We start from the raw sequence: 21,468 nt of genomic DNA, 5'->3' as shown, positions 1-21,468 counted from the left end.
GGAGCACTGTTGCACGAGGCATTCGTTCTCGACGGCGTCCGCACGCCGATCGGACGGTACGGCGGCGCCCTCGCCAAGATCCGCCCGGACGACCTCGCGGCGCTCGTCGTGCGCGCGGTCGTCGAACGCACGGGCATCGACCCGGCCGACGTGGACGAGATCGTCCTCGGTGCGGCGAACCAGGCGGGGGAGGACAACCGCAACGTCGCCCGCATGGCCGGCCTGCTCGCCGGGCTGCCGGACACCGTGCCGGGCTTCACCGTCAACCGCCTGTGCGCCTCCGGGTTGACCGCGCTCACCACCGCCAGGCAGATGATCGCGGCCGGAGACGCGGACGTGGTGATCGCCGGCGGCGTCGAGTCGATGACGCGCGCGCCGTGGGTGACCGAGAAGCCGAGCAAGGCGTTCGCTCGTCCCGGCGCGTCCTTCGACACCTCGATCGGCTGGCGCTTCACGAACCCGGCGTTCGGCGCGGACACCACGCTGTCGATGCCGCAGACCGCCGAACGCGTTGCCCAGCAGTGGAAGCTGACCCGTGAGGAGCTCGACGAGTTCGCGCTGCGGTCGCACCAGCGCGCCGTCGACGCGCAGAAGAACGGCCGGTTCGCCGCCGAGATCGTGCCGGTCGGCGAGGTGACGGAGGACGAGGGGCCGAGGGCCGACACCAGCCTGGCCAAGCTCGCCGGTCTGCGGCCGGTCCACGGGCCCGGCGGCGTGATCACCGCGGGCAACTCCAGCCCGCTCAACGACGGCGCGGCCGCCGTGGTCGTGGTGAGCGAGCGGTACGCGGCACGGCACGGCCTGCAGCCGCGGGCACGGCTCGTCGCGGGAGCGAGTGCCGCCGTTGCCCCGGAGATCATGGGCATCGGACCTGTTCCGGCGACGCGGAAGGTGCTCGGCCGGGCGGGCTGGTCGGTGTCCGATGTGGACGCTGTCGAGCTGAACGAGGCGTTCGCCTCCCAGTCACTCGCCTGCGTCCGCGACCTCGGTCTGGACCCCGAGATCGTGAACTCCGACGGTGGGGCGATCGCGCTGGGGCATCCGCTGGGCTGCTCGGGCACGCGCATCGTCGTCACGCTGCTGGGCAGACTGGAGCGGGCAGGTGGCAGGCGTGGCCTGGCCACAATGTGCGTCGGCGTCGGCCAGGGCTCGGCATTGCTGCTGGAGCGCCCGTGACCACCTTCCCTGTTTCCGTCGGCGTGTACGGGGGCGGCCGCATGGGCGCCGGCATCGCGCACGCGTTCGCCGTCGCCGGCAGCACCGTCACCATCGTCGAGACCCGTGCGGCCGCTGCCGACGCGCGTGTTCGCGTGGAGAAGACCCTGGCCAAGGCAGCCGAGAAGGGCATCGAGGTCGTCGGCGGCATCTCGGTCACCACGGATCCGGCCTCGCTCGCCTCCGCATCGCTCGTGGTCGAGGCCGTGCCCGAGCTCGTCGACCTGAAGTACCGGGTGCTCGCCACGATCGCCCGCTTCGCCCCGGCGGCCATCATCGGCACCAACACCAGCTCGTTGTCGATCGACGACCTCGCCTCCGCGCTCCCGAACCCGTCCGTCCTCATCGGACTCCACTTCTTCAACCCGGTCCCTGCGAGCGACCTGGTCGAGGTCGTGGTCGGCGCCCGCACCGCGCCGGGACTGGCCGGGCAGGCCCGGGAGTGGGTGCGCTGCCTGGGCAAGCGCGCGATCACCGTGCGGGACTCGCCGGGGTTCGCGAGCAGCCGCCTCGGCGTCGCGATCGCCCTGGAGGCGATGCGCATGCTGGAGGAAGGCGTCGCGTCCGCCGAAGACATCGACCGTGCGATGACCCTCGGCTACCGGCACCCGATCGGACCACTGCGCACGACCGACCTCGTCGGCCTGGACGTGCGGCTCGCCATCGCGGAGCACCTCGAACGTGAGCTCGGGCCGCGCTTCGCTCCACCGCGGTTGCTGCGGGACAAGGTCAGAGCCGGGCAGCTGGGCCGCAAGTCGGGGCAGGGTTTCTACCAGTGGTGACGCCAAGCTGACGCCGTTTGGGACAATGCACGGCATGACCACCTCGGAGAACGGCAAGGCGCGCCGCCGCGGACGACCGGGCTACGACCTGGAAACCCTGCTGAAGGCGGCCGCCGAGCTGTTCTACGAGCGCGGCTACGACGGCACCAGCATCCAGGACCTCGCCACCCGCCTGGGTGTCGCGAAGTCCGCCATCTACCACCACGTGCCCAGCAAGGAAGCCCTGCTCAGCCTCGCTGTCGACCGCGCACTCGACGGCCTGTTCGCCGAGGTCGCCAAACTCGAACAGGTAGACGGCCGCGCCATCGACCGCATCGAGCACCTGGTCCGCGGCAGCGTCACCGTCCTGGTCGACGAACTGCCCTTCGTCACGCTCCTCCTGCGCGTCCGCGGCAACACCGAAACCGAGCGCAACGCCCTCGCCCGCCGCCGCGAGTTCGACCACCTCGTCACCGACCTCGTCGCGCAGGCCGCGGCGGAAGGCGACCTCCGGGCCGACATCGACCCGGCCATGACCACCCGCCTGCTGTTCGGCATGGTCAACTCGATCATCGAGTGGTACCGGCCCCAGGGCGGCCTCACCAGTGCCGACCTCGCCGAAACCGTGGCCACCGTGGCGTTCGACGGCCTGCGCGTACGAAGCGCGTGAGCTCGGTGTGGATCGTGAGCGGAACTCGCGGCTCGTGCTGCAATAACCCACCGGGTGCGGACACGGTGTGGTCGCGGGTCAAGGCCGTCGACGGTGACGCAAATGCATCAACGGCGCCTACCTCCTGCGTTGGGCAGAGCCCAGGCCGGTCGTGAGTGGTTTTTCGTTGCTATGACGACGGAAACCACTCACGGCACCGGGCGTGGTACCCGTCCAGCGGCGGAACGCGCGGATGAAAGCCGCCGCGTCGGCGTAACCCAGTCGCAGCGCGACCTGCTCGACGCTGAGCTGGTGCAGGTTCATGAGCTCCACGGCCTTGGCCCGGCGGGCTTCCTCGACGAGGCTGCGAAGTGACGTGCCTTCCGCGGCGAGGTGCCGGCGGAGCGTGCGGTCCGACAGGTGCAGGCGCGCGGCGACAAGGCTCGCGTCGGTGACTCCTTCGGCGATGATCGTCCGCACGCGCTGTGTGACGCCGGGGGAGCTGCGTTCCAGCAGCAGTGTGTGGCACGCGTGTTCGCACGCCGTTTTCGTGAGTGGATCTGCTTGGGGGAGTGGGAGATCCAGCACCGCGGTGTTCGTGACGATCGCGTTGTGCGGCGCATCGAACCGCACCGGTGCGTCGAGCACGGTCTCGTAGTCGAGGGACGGTCGGGGTATGCGCAACTCCACGCGCATCGACGGCGGCGACTCGTCGAGGATGGTACGGAGGATGCCTGCCGTGACCGCGATCTCGCGCTCGACGAGGAACGCCCTGAGCGCCGGCGGCGAATCGGGTTCCTCCACGATCAGGTGGGCTTCGTCCTCACACACGCACAGACCGAGGCCGGTGACCGCGTAGGTGAGCGGCAGGTAGTGCAGACCGAACTCGACCGCGCCCCGCACCGTCGGGCAGGTCAGCAGTGCGAAGCCCAAGACCCCGTAGGCGCGCAGCGAAAGCCGTTCACCGACCGCCAGCCCGACACCGGACGCGGCACCGGACGCGGTGACCAGGTTGGCAGCCACAGCGAGTTCCTGCGTGCCGTTCACCACCGCGCTGCCGTACAGCATCTCTGGGGAAATCCCCGTGCCACGCAACATCTTCCGCACGTCCACGCCGTACTCGGCGCCGACCTCGACCATCGCCCGCATCCCGGCCGTGCCGCGGCGGAACCCGAACGGTTGGCCGGAAAGAGCAACAGGTCGGCCGCGATGGCCATCAGGCGACACCGTCGATCTCCCTAACCTCGAACCAGGTTGAGGGCGCCGGTGCCCGAGTTCGATCTCACGATAAGGGCGGCCGGGCCACCGACCTGCGGCATCACCCGGACGCCGATGATCCGAAAGGTGCACACGATGACCCGCACAGTTCTGGTGACCGGTGGCAACCGGGGTATCGGCCGGGCGATCGCCGAGGCGTTCCTCGCCGGTGGCGCACGGGTGGCGGTGACGCACCGCGGAGGCGACCACCCGGAGGGGACGTTCGGCGTGAAGTGCGACGTGACCGACGGTGGGCAGGTGGACGCCGCGTTCACGGCGGTCGAGGCCGAGTTCGGGCCGGTGGACGTCCTCGTCGCCAACGCCGGAATCACCGACAGCACGCTCATCACCCGGATGACCGAGGACAGGTTCACCTCGGTGCTGGACGCGAACCTGACCGGGGCGTGGCGTTGCGCCCAGCGCGCCGCCACGCCCATGGTGCGTGCGCGGCAAGGTCGGATGATCTTCATTTCCTCGGTGGTCGGGATGTACGGCAGCGCGGGCATGACGAACTACGCCGCCAGCAAGGCGGGCCTGATCGGGCTCGCCCGGTCGCTCGCCCGGGAACTGGGCAGCCGGGGTGTCACGGCGAACGTGGTCGCACCCGGATACGTCAACACGGACATGACGGCATCGCTGCCCACGCAGTACGGCAAGCAGTACCGGGAGTCGATTCCGCTGCGCCGCTTCGCCGAGCCGGAGGAGGTGGCGGGGGTGGTCGTGTGGCTCGCCGGTGAGTCGGCGCGGTACGTGACCGGGGCCGTCATCCCGGTCGACGGCGGCCTGGGAATGGGGCACTGATGCCCGCCTCCGTGCTGCTGATCGATGACGAGGTGCTGGTCCGCAGAGGGTTCCGGCTCGCATTGGAAGAAGCCGCGGACGTCGTCGTGGTGGGGGAGACGGCCCGGGCGGCCGACGGATTGCCTCTCGCGCAACGACATCGGCCACACGTGGTGATCACGGCGGATGTCACGGAACTGGCGCGGCTGCGGACGTGCGTCGGCGGCGGCGTCATAGTGCTTGCCGCGGAAGGCACTGACGAGCAGCTGCACCGGGTGCTGACCGACGGTGCCCGCGGCTTCCTGCTCAAGCGGTCGAGCCACGAGGAGCTGCTCGCCGCGGTGTACGCGGTGGCGCGGGGCCACGCTTACCTGTGCGCCGAGATGACCGGGCGCCTGCTCGACCGGTTCGAGATCCTGCCCCCGCCCGAGGAGGCCGACCGCGGGCTGGGGCTGCTGAGCGAACGGGAACGCCAGGTGCTCGTCAGGATGGCGCGCGGCCGCAGCAACGACGAGATCGCGCGGGAGCTCTATCTCACCTGTGCGACGGTCAAGTCCCATGTCTCGCACATCCTCGCGAAGCTGGGCCAGCCCAACCGGATGCACGCGGCGCTTCTGGCGCAGCGGCTCGGACTGCTCAGCCGGACCGCGTGAAGGCGAGCACGACGTTGTGACCGCCGAACCCGAAGGAGTTGGAGATCGCCGCCCCTATCCGCGCGTGCCGCGGCCGGTCCGCGACGATCTCCAGCTTCACGTCGGAGTCCTGGTCGTCGAGGTTGCGGGTCGGCGGGATGACCCCGTCGCGCACGGCGAGCACGGTGAAGATCGCCTCGACGGCTCCCGCGCCGCCGATGAGGTGACCGGTCACCGACTTCGTCGCGGTGACCAGCGGGTGCGGGCCCAGCGCCTCGAGCACGGCGGCCGCCTCGACGCGGTCGCCGACCGGGGTGCCCGGTGCGTGGGCGTTGACGTGCGTGACGTCGTACGGACTCAGGCCCGCGGACCGCAGCGACTGCCGGATGGCGCGGATCTGGCCGTCCGGTGACGGTGCGGTCATGTCGTGGGCATCGGAGCTCATGCCGACGCCGGCGAGCCGGGCGGCGATCCTGGGCCCATGCGCACGTGCGAACGAGCCGCGTTCCAGTACGAGCGCCCCCGCGCCCTCACCCATGACGAAGCCGTCGCGGCCGGAGTCGAACGGCCGGGACGCGTCCTCCGGCCGTTCGTGCCTCCGGGACAGCGCCCCCATCCTGGCGAACGCGGCGATCGACAACCTGCCCAGACACGCCTCGGTGCCTCCTGCGACGACGACGTCGGCGAGTCCTCGTTGCAGGAGCGCGGCACCCAGGGCGATGGCTTCAGCGCCGGACGCACACGCGCTGGTTGGCGCGTGCGCACCGCCTCGCGCACCGAGATCCATGCTCACCGCGGCCGCCGGGCCGTTCGGCATGAGCATGGTGACGGTGAACGGCGACACGCGGTCGGGACCGAGCTCCTGGCACCGGTCGTACTGCTCGACCAGCGTGCCGCCACCGCCCAGCCCGGTGCCGAACACGACCGCCAGCCGGTCCGGCTCCACCTGCGGCGCTCCGGCGTCCGCCCACGCCTGCCGGGCGGCGACGACGGCGAGCTGCTGGCAGCGGTCCATCCGCCGGCGGGCCACGCGGTCGAGGAACGTCCCGGGATCCTCGCGGACCGGCGCGCCGATCCGCACGGGCAGGTCGGCCGCCCACGGCGCGTCGAGCAGCCGCACACCGGAGGTGCCCTCCAGCAGCCCGTCCCAAGTGGACTGGACGTCGCCGCCCTGAGGAGTCGTCATGCCGAGGCCCGTGACGACGATCTCCTCCTCTCTGCCCGGCAGTGGCGGCAGGGACGGGTGGAGCACGGAGAAGTCGAGGAACGTGTGTTCATGAGGCATGTGTCGAGAAGAACACCGCGACGTCCCCGGCGGCAGCGGTCGCGGGACTGATTCGCACCTCCGTCGCACGACCGATTACGTCGCCGCTTGATCTCCGTAACGTCCGCACCGCAAGGAAACCGGGATGAGCGGGAGTTGATGCGCGGTGTCAGCGGAAACGGCGGCGGACGTGGCGAACCTGGCGGACCTGTGCCGCACACAGGTGGCCCGCAGAGGCGGGGAACGCGCGTTCGTGTTCCTGGAAAGCGGTGTGGTGGAGTCGGCCTCGCTCACCTACGCGGAGCTGGATCGCCGGGCGCGCGCGATCGCCGTGCGGCTGCGGTCGCTCGCGATGCCGGGATCGCGTGCTCTGCTGTGCCATCCACCCGGACTGGAGTTCGTCGCGGCGTTCCTGGGTTGCCTGTACTCCGGCGTGATCGCGGTTCCGGCACCACCGGTGCGCCGAGCCGCCGGGGACGCGCGGCACGCCCGGTTGCTCGCCATCGCCGAGGACTGCGATCCCGAACTCCTGCTGTCCACATCGGACACCGTCGCCGGTGTGCACGCCGTGCTCGGAGACCGGCCGATCGTTGCGCTCGCGACGGACACCGTCGTGGACGGCGACACCGAGTGGACCGAACCGGGTGGGCGGCACGAGATCGCCTACCTGCAGTACACCTCCGGCACCACGGGCAGGCCCAAGGGCGTTGTGCTGACGCACGCGGGAGTGCTGCACAACCTCGAACTGATCGTCCGGGGCGGCTCGCGGCCGGACGAGGACTACGGGCGGCTCGCACCGACCGTCTCGTGGCTGCCGGTGTTCCACGACATGGGCCTCATCGGCGGTGTGCTGCAACCGCTCTTCCTCGGCCAGCTGTCGGTGCTGATGTCCCCGCAGTCGTTCGCGCGGGTGCCGGCGAACTGGCTGCGCGCGATCTCCCGTTACGGCGCGGAGATCGCGGCCGCGCCCAGCCTCGGCTACGAGCTGTGCCTGCGCCGAGTGACCGACGACCAGCGGGACGGCCTGGATCTGAGCCGCTGGCGCATCGCCGCGATCAGCGACGAGCCGCTGCGGGCGGCGACGATCGACCGGTTCGCCGCGCGGTTCGCCCCGTGCGGCTTCCGTCGGCAGGCCTTCTTCCCCAGCTACGGCATGGCGGAGTCCACCGTGCTGGTGAGCGGTGGCCCGCTGGAGGGTCAACCGGTGGTCCGGCCGTTCGACTCGGCCGAACTGGAACGCGGGCGAGTCGTCCGCGCGTCGAGCGGAGCCGGTGCGCGCAGCCTGGTCGGCTGCGGTGAGCCGGATCCGTCGCTACGGGTCGTCATCGTCGATCCGGAGACCTGCGTGCCGGTCAGGCCGGACGAGGTCGGTGAGATCCTCGTGTCCGGGCCGAGCATCGGTGCGGGGTACTGGAACGACCCCGCCGGCACCGAACGCACCTTCGGCGCGCTGGTGGACGGCCGCCGATTCCTGCGCACCGGCAACCTGGGATTCCTGTTCGAGGGTCAGCTCTTCGTCACCTGCCGGATCCCCGATCTGCTCGAGATCGACGGCCGTCAGCTCTACCCCTACGACATCGAGTCGACCGTGGTGAGCAGTCATCCCGCGGTACGGGCGGCGTGCGCGGTGATGGACGGCGCGGACGTCGTCGTGTTCGCCGAGGTCGATCACCGGCACCGCACCACGTCCCAGGAAGACATCAGGTACGCCGTCTCGTCGGCGGTGCACGCGGAGAACGGTGTCGTGCTCAGCCGGGTCGGGCTGATGTCACCGGGCACGCTGCCGCTCACGACGAGCGGCAAGCTCCGTCGCGCAGCCTGCCGTGCGCTCATGTTGGGAGGCCAGTGATGCACATCCAAGACGGAGTCAGGCTGCCGAAGGGCGTCGCGGGCGGCAGGCGCAAGTTCACCACCCTGGTCGACCTCTGCCGGGCCAGGGCCCAGGCCGAACCCGAGATGCGGGCGTACTCCTTCTACGCCGACGGCCGAACGGAGTGGGAAGCGCTGACGCTGGCCGACCTCGACCGCCGGGCGCGGGCGCTGGCGGCGCAGCTCACCGAGCTGGCGCCGCGCGGCACCCGCGCACTGCTGTGCTTCGAACCCGGCCTGGACTTCCACATCGCGTTCCTCGGCTGCCTGTACGCGGGCCTGATCGCGGTCCCGGTCGCACCCCTCGACGGCACCCGCACGAGCCTGAAGGTCGGCCGCATCGAGTCGATCGTGGCCAGTTGCGGGCCGGAGTTGCTGCTGTCCACCGGCCTCACCTTCGCCAAGTGCCTCGCGGTGGTCGAGGAGTCGCCCGCGCTGGCCGACCTGGTGCGCGTCGCGGTCGACGAGATCGATCCGGCACTCGCCGAGCGGTGGAGCCCTCCCGGCATCGGCATCAACTCGCCCGCGTACCTGCAGTACTCCTCCGGCTCCACCGGTGAGCCCAAGGGCGTGACGCTGACCCACGGCAACGTCCTGCACAACCTCGCGCTGATCCACCAGAACCTTTACCGCCCGTCCGACGAGGACGGGTTGCCCCGCCCGCCGAGCGTGTCCTGGCTGCCGTCGCACTACAACATGGGCCTCATCGGCGGTGTGCTCGACCCGCTCTACGCCGGCCGGTCCGCGCTGCTGTTCCCGGCCGGGGTGTTCGTCCGCAGCCCGATCAGCTGGCTGCGGCTGATCTCGCAGCTCGGCAGGGCCGACAGCTGCGCGCCGAACTTCGCGCTGGACCTGTGCGTGCGGCGCATTCCGGAGGTGCAGCTCGCGAACCTCGACCTGAGCGGCTGGGAGATGGCCCTCATCGGCGGCGAGCCGGTCCGCGCGGAGACGCTGGACCGGTTCTGCGAGGTGTTCGCCCCCGCGGGCCTGCGCAGGGGCACGCTGGTGCCGGGCTACGGCCTCGCGGAGGCGACGGTGATGGTCACCAGCGCGGTCGTCGGGGAAGGACCGGTGATACTGCGCTGCGACGCCGACGCGCTCACGAAGCAGCGGGTCCGGCCGGTCGATCCTCCCGGCGGCAGGCGACTGGTGAGCAGTGGCCCGGTCTCGCCCTCGATCACCGTGGTGGTTGCGGATCCCGGCACGTTCCAGGAGTGCGCGGACGGCGAGATCGGCGAGATCTTCGTGCAGGGCCCGAGCGTCGGCACCGGCTACTGGAAACGTCCGGACGAGGTCTTCCACGCCGAGCTGCCCGGCCGACGCGGCACCTTCCTGCGCACGGGCGACACCGGGTTCCGGTGGGACGGCGAGCTGTTCGTCACCGGACGCGCCAAGGAGGTGATCATCGTCGCCGGGGCGAACCACCACCCGCACGACCTCGAGACCACCGCGGAGGCCGCACATCCCGCAGTGGTCGCCTGCTGTGTGCTGGGCGTCGAGGACGGGCAGCGCGAACAGGTCGTCGTGCTGGCGGAGGTGCTGGGCGAGGTCGATCGCGAGGAGATCGCGATGGCGGTGCGCCGGACCGTCCACACCGGACACGGTGTGCGAGTGGACGAGGTCCTCGTGGTCGCGCCCGGATCGCTGCCGCGCAGCTCCAGCGGCAAACTGCAACGCGGGGGATGCCGGGACGCCTACACCGCGGGTGCGCTCGGCTCGGCCGGCATCGAGTCCGGGAGTGGGCGTTGACGTAGCCGTGGTCTGGTCGACGGCACGCCAGGCTTCGCAGACTGACACCCTCCAATGTCCAGGCCGAGGTGCTGAACACCCGGTCTGGTGATTGCGGCGGGTGTGTCGCGGACGTTGGATGAGCGGATGAGCGAGCTGACGCTGGACCCGAAGACGACCGCAGTGGTGCTGATCGAGTATCAGAACGACTTCACCAGCGAGGGCGGTGTGCTGCACGGCGCGGTGTCCGAGGTGATGGACAAAACCGGGATGCTCGACAAGACCGTCGCGGTCGTCTCCGCGGCCCGTGCGGCCGGGGCGACGATCATGCATGCGCCGATCACGTTCGCGCAGGGCTACCACGAGATCTCTGCGCACCCGTACGGGATCTTGAAGGGGGTCGTGGACGGCAACGCGTTCGTCAAGGGCAGCTGGGGCGCGGCGATCACCGACCAGCTCGCCCCGCAGGACGGCGACATCGTGGTGGAGGGCAAGCGCGGGTTGGACACGTTCGCCAGCACCAACCTCGACTTCATGCTGCGCAGCAAGGGCATCACGACGATCGTGCTCGGCGGGTTCCTGACGAACTGTTGCGTCGAGTCGACCATGCGCACCGGTTACGAGAACGGCTACCGCGTCATCACGCTGACCGACTGCGTGGCAGCCACCTCACAGGCCGAACACGACAACGCGATCACGTTCGACTACCCGATGTTCTCCCTCCCGGTCAGCGCTGATCAGGTCATCGCCGCACTGACCTGACCATCGTCGAACACCAACCGGTGCGGACGGTCGTTCGCGGCCGGTGCCGCCGCACAGGAGCCATTTCACCCCTGTGGCAGCCAACTGCTCTCCGGGGGCAGCGCAACGCGTTGGCGACCGGCGTCGGTGATCGCGGCGCGGAACGCCGTCGCGGCAGGGGAGAGCGGCCGGTGGGGCACGCGGACGATCGCGATCCGCCGTTCGGTGCGTGGTGTGCCGAGCGGCCGGTGTGACAGCCCGGCGAACCGGGTCAGCGGCAGCACCAGGCCGGGCACGGCCGACACGCCCAAGCCCGCGGCGACCAGGCCCGCCACGGCGCTGATGTTGCGTGCCTCGATCGCGTTCCTCGGGTGGGAGCCGGACTCGGCGAACGCGAGGTCGAGGTGCTGGCGGATGCTGGTCGTGCGGTCGAACGCGATGAAGGCCTCTCCGGCGAGATCCGCCCAGGCCACCTCGTGCAGGCGTGCGAAGGCGTGGTCGGGTGGGAAGACGCAGCAGAATCTGTCCGTGGCCACCGGGGTGACGTCGAGATCGTCGGTCGGCTCGGCCACCGCGGACACGACGGTGACCGCGAAGTCGACGACGCCCGCGCGCACCCGGTCCAGCACCTCGGTCGCCAGAGTGTCCTCGATGGACAGTTCGACGTCCGGACTGGCCTGCTGGTAGGTCGACACGATGGAGGGCAGCAGGATCGCGGCGAGCGACGGCAGCGCGGCCACGCGCACCCGTCCTCGCCGCCCGTCCAGGAATCCCGCGAAGTGCCGGAGGTTCGCGTCGAACGTCGCGAGGGTCGAGCGGGCGATCGCCACGAACTCGATGCCCTCCGCGGTCGGTTCCAGCCGGCGGGTGGTGCGCTCGAACAGCGCGACGCCGAGCTTGCGCTCGACCTCCAGCACCGAACGGCTCAGTGACGACTGGGCCAGCAGAAGTGTGTCGGCGGCCGTGGTGAAGCTCCCGGCGTCGTGCACGGCGACGACGACGCGGAGCTGCTGGACGGTCAAATCCATGCGCACAACGCATCAAACTATCGAAAACCGATGCTTGATCGCGATAGCGGTCCGCCAGAGGGTAAGGAGCACGTGAAGGAGGTGGACGATGCTCGCCGCGAGTGGCTTCATCACGATCGCCGTGTTCCTGGTCGCCGTGCTGTCCCGGCGGGTGTCGGTGCTCATCGCGTTGACCGCGTTGCCGATCCTGGCCGCGCTGGTGACGGGGTTCGGCGGCCGGCTGGGCTCGCTGATCGGCGACGGTCTGGTGAAGGTCGCCCTGGTCGCCATCATGATCACATTCGCGGTCCTCTACTTCAGCCTGATGGTCGACGTGGGCCTGTTCGATCCCGCGGTGCGGCGGGTGCTGCGCTGGGCGAAGGGGGATCCGCTCAGGATCACGGTCGGCACGGCGGTGCTGACCCTGCTCGTCGCGCTCGACGGGGACGGCGCGTCGACGTTCCTGATCACCATCTCGGCGTTGCTGCCGATCTACCACAGGATCGGCATGCGTCCGCTGGTGCTGGCCGGGGTGGTCTGCCTCGGGGCGGGCGTGATGAACATGGTGCCGTGGGGCGGTCCGACCGCGCGGGCCATGGCGGCGCTCAAGCTCGACAGTGCGGACGTGTTCGTGCCCGCTGTCCCCGCCATGGCCGCGGGTATCGTGTGGGTGCTCGTCGCCTCCGTCCTGATTGGACGGAGGGAACGCAGGCGGCTCGGCGTGGTGGAGCTGGAACCCGACGAGAACGAGACCAGCAGGACCCGGCCGGAGAGCGTTCGCTTCTGGTTCAACGTGGTGCTCACGCTCGCGTTGATCGCGGTGCTGCTCGGACAGTTCGCGAAGCTCGAGGTCGCCTTCGTGATCGCCTTCGTGGTCGCGGTGATCGTGAACCGGCCGACCTGGGCCCAGCAGCAGGAGTTGTTCGCCAAACACGGCGGCAACGTCGTGCTGGTCACCTCGATGATCTTCGCCGCGGGCGTGTTCACCGGCATCCTCACCGGCACCGGGATGATCCCCGCGATGGCGCGTGCCCTGGCCGGTGTCATCCCGGACGGCGCGGGCGGGCTGCTGCCGGTCCTGGTCGCCGTCACGAGCATGCCGCTCAGCCTGGTGTTCACGCCGGACGCCTACTACTTCGGTGTGCTGCCTGTGCTCGCGGAGACGTCGTCGGCGTTCGGTGGCAGTGCGGCCGAGATCGGCACTGCGGCGATTCTCGGGCAGATGACGACCGGTTTCCCGCTGAGTCCGCTGACCGCGTCCACGTTCATCCTCGTCGGGATGAGCGGGGTGGACCTGGGCGCGCACCAGAAGTTCGTCTTCAAGTGGGCGTTCGGCACGACGATCGTGATGACCGTCGTGGCCCTGCTCACCGGCGCGATCTAGGGCGTGAGGGGAGAGGTGTGCAGACGACCAGGATCGGTTGCGGGGCGGGGTTCGCCGGTGATCGGATCGAGCCGGCGGAGGACCTGCTGCGCCGCGCCGGGCTCGCCGACCTCGTGCTGGAATGCCTGGGCGAGCGCACGATCGCGCTGGCCCAGCTGCGCAGACTGGCCGACCACACCGCCGGGTACGACCACAGGTTGCCCGCCCGGTTCGCCCGGCTGCTGCCGCCGGCGGTCGAGCACGGCGTACGGGTGCTGACGAACATGGGCGCGGCCAACCCGCTCGCCGCGGGCCGGGTGACCAGGGCGTTGCTGGACCGGATCGGCGCACGGGCCGCGGTCGCCGTCGTGACAGGGGACGACGTGCTCGCCGAGATCGATCTGGACGCACCCGCCTGGGAGAACGGCATTCCGCTGCGCGAGCACGGCGAGATCGTCTCCGCGAACGCCTATCTCGGCGCGGACGCGATCGCGATGGCGCTGGAGACGGGCGCGGACGTGGTCATCACCGGACGGGTCGCGGACCCGTCGCTGTTCCTCGCGCCGCTCGCGCACCGGCTCGGCTGGGACCCCGGCGACGTCGCGACGACCGCCGCCGGAACCCTCGTCGGGCACCTGCTGGAGTGCGCGGGCCAGCTGACGGGCGGCTACTTCGCCGATCCCGGCTACCAGGACGTGCCGGACCTCGCGCACCTGGGTTTCCCGTTCGCCGACGTCGCCGCGGACGGGACCGCGGAACTGGGCAAGCTGGCCGGCACCGGCGGAGTGCTGTCCCGTGCGACCGTGCGGGAGCAACTGCTGTACGAGATCACCGATCCGGCCGCGTACCGGACACCCGACGTCGTCCTCGACGTCCGCGCCGTCACCGTCGACGAGCACCGGGGCGGCGTGCGGGTCGCGGGCGCGCGCGGGGCCCCGCGGCCTGACCGGCTCAAGGTGAGCGTCGGGTACCGGGCGGGCAAGAAGATCGAAGCCGAGATCTCGTACGTGGGCCCGAACGCCGCCGCGCGGGCCGCGCTGGCTGGGGAGATCGTCACCACCCGGCTGTCCGGCCGGCCGCTGCGGGCCGAGGTGCTCGGCGGCGAGACGGACTGCCGGCTGCGGGTGGCCGCGATCAGCCGTGACGACGCGGTGCTCGACGCGATCGGTGACGAGGTCGAGTCGTTGTACACCAACGGGCCCGCCGGCGGTGGCGGGGTCCGGGTGCACATCGGTGAGGTGCTCGGGATCGCGTCGACCCTCATCCCGCGGGACCTCGTGCGACCCGTGGTCACCGTGGTGGAGGCCGCCGATGCTGCTCCATGATCTCGCCCACTGCCGCGCCGGTGACAAGGGCAACGTCGCCACCCTGTCGGTTTTCCCCTACGAGGAACACCTTTTCCCGTTGTTGTCGCGCGAGGTCACCGCCGAGCGGGTCCGCGAGCACCTGGCGGAGTTCGTGGCCGGTGAGGTGGTCCGCCACGAACTGCCGCTCCTGTCGGCCCTGCACTTCGTGTGCCACCAGGTCGTCGACGGCGGTGTGACGACCTCGCTGGCACTCGACACGCACGGGAAGTCGTTGAGCTCCAGGCTGTTGTCGTTGCCCATCGACGTGGCCTGGACGCCGTTACCGCGGGCGGCGACGTGACTGGGCGAACAGCCAGTCGAGGACAACGTCGTTCTCGTAGGTCTGCGCCCACGCGAAGTGCGGGTTCACCGCCGTTGTTCCAGGTGAGTAGCTGGTGAACAGGACATGACCGCCTGCCGCGGTCGCCGTGCGCAGCAGCTCCCGTGACCGTGCCTCGAACTCCGCCTTCGGCAGGTTGTTGGCCCACTCGCCACGGGTCACCTTCGCGCCCGCCGCCTCCAGCGCGTTCATGAGCGTCCAGGTGCCGGGTTTGCCGAATCGGCCCTCGCGATACGGGACGGTCGCATCGTCGACCGAATGGTCCGCCCACAGCGGGACGTCCACCATCCGGTCCATTGTGGAGGGATCGCCCCAGCCTGCGGTGGGCACGGCCGCGGCGAACTTGCCTGGGTACTTCGGCAACAGGCTGAACACGCCACGACCGCCGGACGACAGACCGACGAGGTAGATCCGATCGGCGTCGACCGGGTACAGGGCCGTGACCGTGTCCATGAGCTCGACGGTCGCCTTCTGCACCCGCGGGTCGGTCCAGTCCGTGCCGTCGGGACCCTGCATGGGGCGTGGCAACGGGATCTGCGGCGCGAGCACGAACGCCGGGTGGCTGCGGCGGCGCTCCGGCGTGGCGAACGTGACCGCGACCCGGTTGGCGGTCAGCTGGGTCATGTTGTTGTCGGCGACTTCTCCGCCGCCGTGCAGGGTGACGACCAACGGATACCTGGTGCCGGCCAGGACATCCGGCGGCTGGCAGAGCCGGAAGCCGAGTTCGAAACCGGTGGAGTCGACGAACGAGCCTGCCGTGAAGTCGTCGACCACCGGGTTGAGCACGCCGTCGTTGCGAACGGCGAGTGGGTTGGACGGCAGGACGACGTCGCCCGCGGGGGTCGTCAGGTCCGCCACCTGCCGGATCGCGTATTTCCGGTCGAGCGGGAACGGGTCGGTGCCGGCCGCGAGCGCGTTGGCGTCGTCCACGGCCAGTTCGATGATCAGGTACTCGCCCGGCCGGCCGCGATCGGCCACCTCGGGGGAGGTGTTCGGATAGACCCTGGTCACGGTCCGCGGCGCGGTCTGCCGGTTGACGGTGGCGGTGACCTTGAACGCGGCCACCGGGATCGTGCCGCCGCGCAGGTCGATGCGTGCCGCGTACCGGATGGCCACGGCGGTCACCCGCCAGTTGCCGCTCGGTGTCACGGTGGTGATGAGGTCGGCGTGCACGACGGGGTTCCGCCCGGACGCCGTGTGTGCCGCGGACGCCGTGGTGCCCACGGCGGGAGAAGCTGCCACGCTCGCGGCCAGGGTGAGTGCGGTGCGCCTCGAAATCGCTCTCATGGGCCCTCGTCTCGTCGTCGAGCGGCGGCGTGACCTGAGTGTGTGACCGGACGATGCGCGTGGTCCAACAGCAATGTTCGATGTATTGATGCGTTCAGATCATCAGTGCGTGCGGCATTGATGTTGGACACGGCCATGCCGGGCGCAGAACGATCAGGTAACGCCGCCGGTCGAACTTCCAGGAGGCGAGGATGCGAAACCGGATCATAGCGGGACTGATCGCGGCAATGCTCGCAGCGCCGATGTCCGACGCCGCCGCGGCGGCGCCGGACACGGATGTCGAGGCGGCCCACGGGGCACCCGTCGCACGGGTCGACACCGGAGTCCTGCGCGGCGCCCGAAGCGGCGGAGTGGACAGCTTTCTCGGTGTGCCCTATGCGGCCCCACCTGTCGGCTCGCTGCGATGGCGACCACCGCAGCCTGCCCGAACCTGGCCGGGAATGCGCTCGGCGACGTCCTACGGCAACCGGTGCCCGGCCGCGGCGAGTTCCAACGGGCCGCGGTCGGAGAACGAGGACTGCCTGTTCCTCAACGTCCAGCGCCCCTCTTCGGTCCACAGTGGACGAAACCGGCCGGTGTACGTCTGGATCCACGGCGGCGGCCTGCGCAACGGCAGCTCGAACCAGCACGACGGCAGCCTGATCGTCAGCCGCACCGGAGCCGTCGTGGTGACGATCAACTACCGGCTGGGCGCGTTCGGTTTCCTGTCCCATCCCGGTCTGACCGCCGAAGGTCGCGGGCAGTCCGGCAACTACGGCCTGTTCGACCAGCAGGCCGCGCTGCGCTGGGTACAGCACAACATCGCCGCCTTCGGCGGAGACCCGCGGCAGGTGACCATCGGCGGTGAGTCGGCGGGCGGCTGGTCGGTCTGCACTCACCTCACCGCGCCCGGTTCCCGCGGCCTGTTCCGCGCCGCCATGATCCAGAGCGGTTCGTGCTACAGCCAGACCCTCGCCCAGGCCGAGACGTCCGGCACCGCGGCCGCGCGGGCACTCGGCTGCACCGACCCCGCGACCGCCGTCACCTGCCTGCGCGCACTGCCGCCCGGCCGTCTGGTCGACACCCAGGTGAACGCCGGGTTCGTCGACGGTGTCCCGGCGCTGCCGCAGGCCCCGGACGCCGCCGTGCACAGCGGAGCCTTCGCCAGGGTCCCGATCGTGATCGGGGCGACCCGCGACGAGGGACGCTCGTTCGCACTGGGGTTCGCGGGCCAGGACCGGAACGCGTACGAGGCGTTCGTACGGGCGAGTTTCCCGAACCAGGCGGAAGCGGTGCTCGCGCGCTATCCCTGGCCGGCGGGCGCCGACAGGTTCACACCGGTGTACCTGGTCGGCGCGATCATGACCGACGCCGGTCTGATCGCCCGCGTCGGCGGCTGCCCCAACCTGGAGCTCACTCGCGTCTTCGCCCGGTACACCCGCACGTTCGCCTACGAGTTCGCCCACCGCACCGGGCCCGGCCTCACTCCCATCCCCGGCTTCGTCTGGGGCGCAGGCCACGCCGCCGAACTCGCCTACCTGTGGCCCAGCTTCGACAACGGCACTCCGATCGCGCCCACGTTCACCGCCGCCGAGCGGCGCCTGGCCACGACCATGGTCGACGCCTGGGGCAACTTCGTGCGCACCGGCCGGCCCGGCACGGCGGGACGAACACCCTGGCCCGCCTTCACCGGCACGGCACGGGTGATGTCACTCGACGCCGGCGGCTCGACTCTCGTCTCCGCCCGAACCCTTGGTGCCCAGCACAACTGCGACCTGTGGGTCCAGGGCACGACCTGACGATCCCGTTCGGGCTGCTTCCGGGCCCATCGGCTGCTGCGTCACTGCTTCGGAGTCGAGGCGAACGGGTCAGCCGGACGGCTGTGAACGCCCCCATCGAGGCCCTGTCGTCAACAAGGTCGAGCAACGCTCATGATGTAGGGCGCCTTCATCCACCACAGGTGGATGAAGGCGCCCTACATCCCGAGCTAGTTCACCCGGACGATCTGCCACTGCTGGTTGTTCGCACCGGTGTCGGTGACCTGGACGATCCGGCCACCCGCTGTCGTCGACGAGCCGGACACGGCGAGAACCTTGCCGCTGTTGGCGTTTGTCAGCTTGCTGTACCCGTTGCCGGCGTCGACCAGCTGCCAGCGCTGGTTGCTTTCGTTCTTGTCGGTCCACTGCACCACGGCCGCGTTGTCGGCGGTGGAAGCACCGTAGACGTCGATCAGCTTGCCGCTGCGGCGGCAGGAGATCTCGAACACGCCCTCGCTCACGGGCTCGAACTTCCAGTTCTGGTTGTCAGCGTTGTTGTAGGTCCACTGGATGACGCTCGCACCGTCCGAAGTGGAGCCGGAGGACACGTCGGCCGCCAGCCCGCTGTTCCTGTTCACGATCTTGTAGTAGCCGTTCGGCGCGAACCCCACGCTGGAGAAGGCGTCCAGCGCGCACACCGCGCTACTTGCGGCCGGGTTCTTCGTTCCCTTGCACACGACCTTTATCGTGTGTGATCCGACGGACAGGTCCGTCTTGCGGAACAGCGCGACCTGCTTCGTCACGGACGGCGCATAGGCGTCGATGTCGGACTGCACGAGCGTGCCGTCGAGATAGACGTCGACCTTGCCCATGTTGGGCTGGGTCATGCTGACGTACTGGACGTCGGTTCCGGTGAACGTGTACTCGGCGGAGTTGCCGGCCTGCGCGGTGTAGCTCTCCGACCCGTGGAAGTCCTGCGTGTCGTTCCAGTTGTTCCACGTGCCCGTGTACGTCACGCGGGCGTCCTTGTCGTCGACGTGGGTCCACTGCTGCCGGACGACCGACGCCGACTCCGCGGACCGGTTGCCCTGAGCGTCCACGACGTACAGCTTGTAGTCGCGGGCCTGCTCCGGGATGGCGATGGTGGTCGCGGTGCCGCTCGCCCTGGTCATCGTCGGGCCGGGGGTGAAGCTGGTCGTGCCCGGCGGGGCCAGCCAGATCGTCTTGGTCGCGTCGCCGGTGCTCCTGATCGGAACGGACGATGCGCCGGTGTCGTTGAACGTGCTGGCCGGCAACACCCGGTCGGGAGAGGATGCGCCGTTGCCGGGCAGGATGTCCCGGTACGCCGGTTCGATGCCGGAGTTCACCGTGATCCGGTACGCCGCCGACGGCCAGACGTTGTCCGGGTAGGCACGCACGTCCTCGATGGTGCTGTTCGGCACGTTCTTGTTGGCGATCTTGCCGATGGTGCCGTAGGTGTTCCTGATGGTCAGGTCGTGCTGGCGTCCCCAGGTGCCCGAGTTGATCGCGTACGCCGTGTCCGGTGACAGGTGCAGCACGTTGTCGTGGTGGTTGATGAACGCCGAGCCCTCGTCGGGGTGCATCCCGTACTTGTGCCCGGCTGGAACTCCCTGGAGGTAGTTGTTGCCGATGGTGGTGTTGGGCTGGCTGCCCAGCGTGTAGATCGGCGCCGAGTCGTTCAGGCGCTGCATCGTGTCGACGATGTGGTTGTAGCTGATGTTGTTGTTCCTGGCCGTGGTGGTCGGCACGTTCGGCATGACGGAGTTCGTGGAACCGTCGAAGTTCCACCAGCCCCAGCCGAGTGTGATGCCGTTCCACGGCGCCTTCTCGATCAGGTTGTGGTGCGCGGACAACGTGTCGACGAAGTAGGCCGAGATCGGGCTGCTCCCGTTGAAGAGCACCGCGCTGTCGTGCAGGTAGTTGTTGCTGATCTCGATGTTCTTGCAGAGACCCTCGGCCGAAGCCGGGTACTTCTCGTTGTTCGTGCCGGTGTGGTCCCCGATGTAGATGTGCTGCGGATGTCCGACGTTGACCGCCGAGCCGCCGATGTCCTCGGTGTGGTTGCCGATCAGCTTCGAGTCCCGGACGTCGTTGTTCAGGGTGATGCCGTCGGCTCCGGTGTGCTGCACCTTGTTGCGCTCCAGCACAATGCCGTCCGCGTTCTCGAGCTGGACGATCCCCGGCGGCAGTTCGATGTTCCGGTAGAGGTAGGCGTGGAAGTTCTTCTTCCCGTAGAAGCGGTCACCGCCGTTGCCCTGCTGAGCCTGCTTGAACGACGAACCGGCTACGTCGAACAGGTTCCAGTCCGAGTGCTGGACCGTGATGCCGCTGAAGGTCAGGTTGCGGACGTGGCTGGAGGTGGAGGTGCCGGCGATCTTGAGCACCGTGGCCACGTTGTTGGGCGCCCAGACCGACGCGGTCGCCATGTTCTCGTTGTCGGCCTTGTAGTAGTAGACGGTCTGGTTGGCCCGGTCGAAGAAGAACTCGCCCGGCGTGTCCAGGAACTCGCGGGCGTTCATGATCTTCTGACTGCCGGTGGCCTGGAAGTCGCCGTTGTACGCGCCCTGGGCGATGGCCGCGCCGGGCTGCTGGAACAACGCGACGCGGCCGGTGCCGTCAGCGGTCGTGGTGACCTGCCGGACGCCCACGATGGCAGTCGTCCACGTCGTCGCCGTCTCGATCTCGATGTCGTCCTGGTTCGCCGCGATCACGGGCAGGTCGGACAGGTTGTACCGGGACCCGTCGCACTCCGACCCGGACTCCCACGCCCACGGCGCCTGCCCGGCGGTGACGGTGTAGGTCCCTTGGCAGCCGAGTGAGTTGATCGTCTTCGAGGCCATGGACGCGCGCTTGTCGTTGACGTAGAGCGCGCGGAGCTTGTTCGCGCGGCTGAGCGGAGCCTTCCAGATGTTGCCGCTCTGCTGCGTCCACCCGGTCACCCTGACGCCGGCGTTGAGAACCGGCGTCTCACCTGGATAGGCGGAGTAGAGCACCCGGTGGCCGTTCGTCCCCGAGTCGTCCGGCGCGAACTCGATCGCGCTCGTCACCGGGTAGTTGCCGCCGCGCAGATACACCTGGATGTCGCCGGTCATGGTGTCGTTGACCGTGCGGACGACGTCCCTCGCGCGCTGCACCGTCCGGAACGGCGCGGCGATGGTCCCCGCGTTGGTGTCGTTGCCGGACGGTGAAACGTAGAACGTCGCCTGGACGGCGGCTGCCGCCGACTGCGCGGAACCCACAAGCAAGAGCGCGAACAACGTCAACGCCAGCGAGCACGACAGTGTTCGCCGGGCAGCACGAAGTGAAGCCACACTGGTTCCTCTCGTCGATCTACGTTGATCGGGCAACCGCAGGCATCCCAGGGGTGACAGCTGCGCTGAAACGTAAGACGTATTACGTACCAATGTCAATGGCGGGGATCGTCGGCCGTGTCGTCCGAGGCGAGCTGGACCATCGCGTTCTGTCCATAGTG

The 21,468-nt window shown here is 69.7% G+C and carries 17 protein-coding genes; 12 read left to right on the top strand and 5 right to left on the bottom strand.

Annotation, left to right across the window (positions count from 1 at the left end; translation table 11 throughout):
* Positions 1-9: 9 nt before the first annotated feature.
* From JOD27_RS11275 to JOD27_RS11265, 3 genes are read left to right on the top strand one after another with little or no spacing between them, the layout of a single operon-like run.
* The gene (locus tag JOD27_RS11275; RefSeq protein ID WP_204762133.1) at positions 10-1,176 is read left to right on the top strand and encodes a thiolase family protein; all 1,167 of its coding nucleotides are present in this window, start codon (positions 10-12) and stop codon (positions 1,174-1,176) included.
* Positions 1,173-1,997: a 3-hydroxyacyl-CoA dehydrogenase family protein gene (locus JOD27_RS11270; protein ID WP_204762132.1), complete on the top strand. Its 825-nt coding sequence runs from the start codon at positions 1,173-1,175 to the stop codon at positions 1,995-1,997. The genes JOD27_RS11275 and JOD27_RS11270 overlap by 4 nt, the downstream gene beginning before the upstream one ends.
* Before the next feature lie 34 nt (positions 1,998-2,031).
* The gene (locus JOD27_RS11265; protein WP_204762131.1) at positions 2,032-2,646 is read left to right on the top strand and encodes a TetR/AcrR family transcriptional regulator; all 615 of its coding nucleotides are present in this window, start codon (positions 2,032-2,034) and stop codon (positions 2,644-2,646) included.
* A gap of 117 nt (positions 2,647-2,763) precedes the next feature.
* Here JOD27_RS11265 and JOD27_RS11260 read toward each other — a convergent pair whose 3' ends face one another.
* The gene (locus JOD27_RS11260; protein ID WP_204762130.1) at positions 2,764-3,852 is read right to left on the bottom strand and encodes an AraC family transcriptional regulator; all 1,089 of its coding nucleotides are present in this window, start codon (positions 3,850-3,852) and stop codon (positions 2,764-2,766) included.
* A gap of 126 nt (positions 3,853-3,978) precedes the next feature.
* Between JOD27_RS11260 and fabG the strand changes: the two genes are divergently transcribed.
* Together fabG and JOD27_RS11250 are read left to right on the top strand one after the other, a co-directional pair.
* A complete protein-coding gene (gene fabG / locus JOD27_RS11255; protein ID WP_204762129.1) occupies positions 3,979-4,683 on the top strand; it encodes a 3-oxoacyl-ACP reductase FabG in 705 nt (234 codons plus the stop codon).
* The gene (locus tag JOD27_RS11250; protein ID WP_204762128.1) at positions 4,683-5,315 is read left to right on the top strand and encodes a LuxR C-terminal-related transcriptional regulator; all 633 of its coding nucleotides are present in this window, start codon (positions 4,683-4,685) and stop codon (positions 5,313-5,315) included. Before fabG ends, JOD27_RS11250 begins: the two co-directional genes overlap by 1 nt.
* Here JOD27_RS11250 and JOD27_RS11245 read toward each other — a convergent pair.
* Positions 5,299-6,579, bottom strand: coding sequence for a beta-ketoacyl-[acyl-carrier-protein] synthase family protein (locus JOD27_RS11245; protein WP_204762127.1), 1,281 nt, complete (start codon positions 6,577-6,579; stop codon positions 5,299-5,301). The genes JOD27_RS11250 and JOD27_RS11245 overlap by 17 nt on opposite strands.
* Positions 6,580-6,724: 145 nt before the next feature.
* Between JOD27_RS11245 and JOD27_RS11240 the strand changes: the two genes are divergently transcribed.
* The 3 genes from JOD27_RS11240 to JOD27_RS11230 all read left to right on the top strand — a co-directional run bounded on the left by JOD27_RS11240 (position 6,725) and on the right by JOD27_RS11230 (position 10,917).
* Complete coding sequence (locus JOD27_RS11240; RefSeq protein ID WP_204762126.1) at positions 6,725-8,407, top strand: fatty acyl-AMP ligase; 1,683 nt, start codon at positions 6,725-6,727, stop codon at positions 8,405-8,407.
* Positions 8,407-10,176, top strand: a complete 1,770-nt coding sequence (locus JOD27_RS11235; protein ID WP_204762125.1) for a fatty acyl-AMP ligase — start codon at positions 8,407-8,409, stop codon at positions 10,174-10,176. The genes JOD27_RS11240 and JOD27_RS11235 overlap by 1 nt, the downstream gene beginning before the upstream one ends.
* 126 nt (positions 10,177-10,302) lie before the next feature.
* On the top strand, positions 10,303-10,917 hold the full coding sequence (locus tag JOD27_RS11230; RefSeq protein WP_204762124.1) for a cysteine hydrolase family protein: 615 nt from the start codon (positions 10,303-10,305) through the stop codon (positions 10,915-10,917).
* Between the two features lie 65 nt (positions 10,918-10,982).
* Here JOD27_RS11230 and JOD27_RS11225 read toward each other — a convergent pair whose 3' ends face one another.
* Positions 10,983-11,930 (bottom strand): LysR family transcriptional regulator, encoded by a 948-nt coding sequence (locus JOD27_RS11225; protein ID WP_204762123.1) that lies wholly within the window; start codon positions 11,928-11,930, stop codon positions 10,983-10,985.
* Between the two features lie 82 nt (positions 11,931-12,012).
* Between JOD27_RS11225 and JOD27_RS11220 the strand changes: the two genes are divergently transcribed.
* The 3 genes from JOD27_RS11220 to JOD27_RS11210 are packed head-to-tail and all read left to right on the top strand — an operon-like array spanning position 12,013 to position 14,913.
* On the top strand, positions 12,013-13,287 hold the full coding sequence (locus JOD27_RS11220) for a CitMHS family transporter (protein WP_204762122.1): 1,275 nt from the start codon (positions 12,013-12,015) through the stop codon (positions 13,285-13,287).
* 17 nt (positions 13,288-13,304) lie between these two features.
* Complete coding sequence (locus JOD27_RS11215) at positions 13,305-14,591, top strand: acyclic terpene utilization AtuA family protein (protein ID WP_204762121.1); 1,287 nt, start codon at positions 13,305-13,307, stop codon at positions 14,589-14,591.
* Positions 14,578-14,913 carry an AtuA-related protein gene (locus tag JOD27_RS11210; RefSeq protein WP_204762120.1) on the top strand — a complete coding sequence of 112 codons (336 nt, stop codon included), beginning with the start codon at positions 14,578-14,580 and terminating at the stop codon, positions 14,911-14,913. The genes JOD27_RS11215 and JOD27_RS11210 overlap by 14 nt, the downstream gene beginning before the upstream one ends.
* On the opposite strand, the gene JOD27_RS11205 is transcribed toward JOD27_RS11210, so the two are convergent.
* On the bottom strand, positions 14,893-16,239 hold the full coding sequence (locus JOD27_RS11205) for an alpha/beta hydrolase-fold protein (RefSeq protein WP_204762119.1): 1,347 nt from the start codon (positions 16,237-16,239) through the stop codon (positions 14,893-14,895). The genes JOD27_RS11210 and JOD27_RS11205 overlap by 21 nt on opposite strands.
* A gap of 191 nt (positions 16,240-16,430) precedes the next feature.
* Here JOD27_RS11205 and JOD27_RS11200 point away from each other — a divergent pair, with 191 nt between their 5' ends.
* Positions 16,431-18,017 (top strand): carboxylesterase/lipase family protein, encoded by a 1,587-nt coding sequence (locus JOD27_RS11200; protein WP_204762118.1) that lies wholly within the window; start codon positions 16,431-16,433, stop codon positions 18,015-18,017.
* Positions 18,018-18,205: 188 nt separating this feature from the next.
* On the opposite strand, the gene JOD27_RS46545 is transcribed toward JOD27_RS11200, so the two are convergent.
* Positions 18,206-21,307: an RICIN domain-containing protein gene (locus tag JOD27_RS46545; protein WP_204762117.1), complete on the bottom strand. Its 3,102-nt coding sequence runs from the start codon at positions 21,305-21,307 to the stop codon at positions 18,206-18,208.
* Positions 21,308-21,468: the final 161 nt, after the last annotated feature.

Origin of the sequence: Lentzea nigeriaca (assembly GCF_016907955.1) — a bacterium.
In the GTDB taxonomy this organism is placed as follows: domain Bacteria; phylum Actinomycetota; class Actinomycetes; order Mycobacteriales; family Pseudonocardiaceae; genus Lentzea; species Lentzea nigeriaca.
This window is presented reverse-complemented; position numbering and strand designations above follow the sequence as displayed.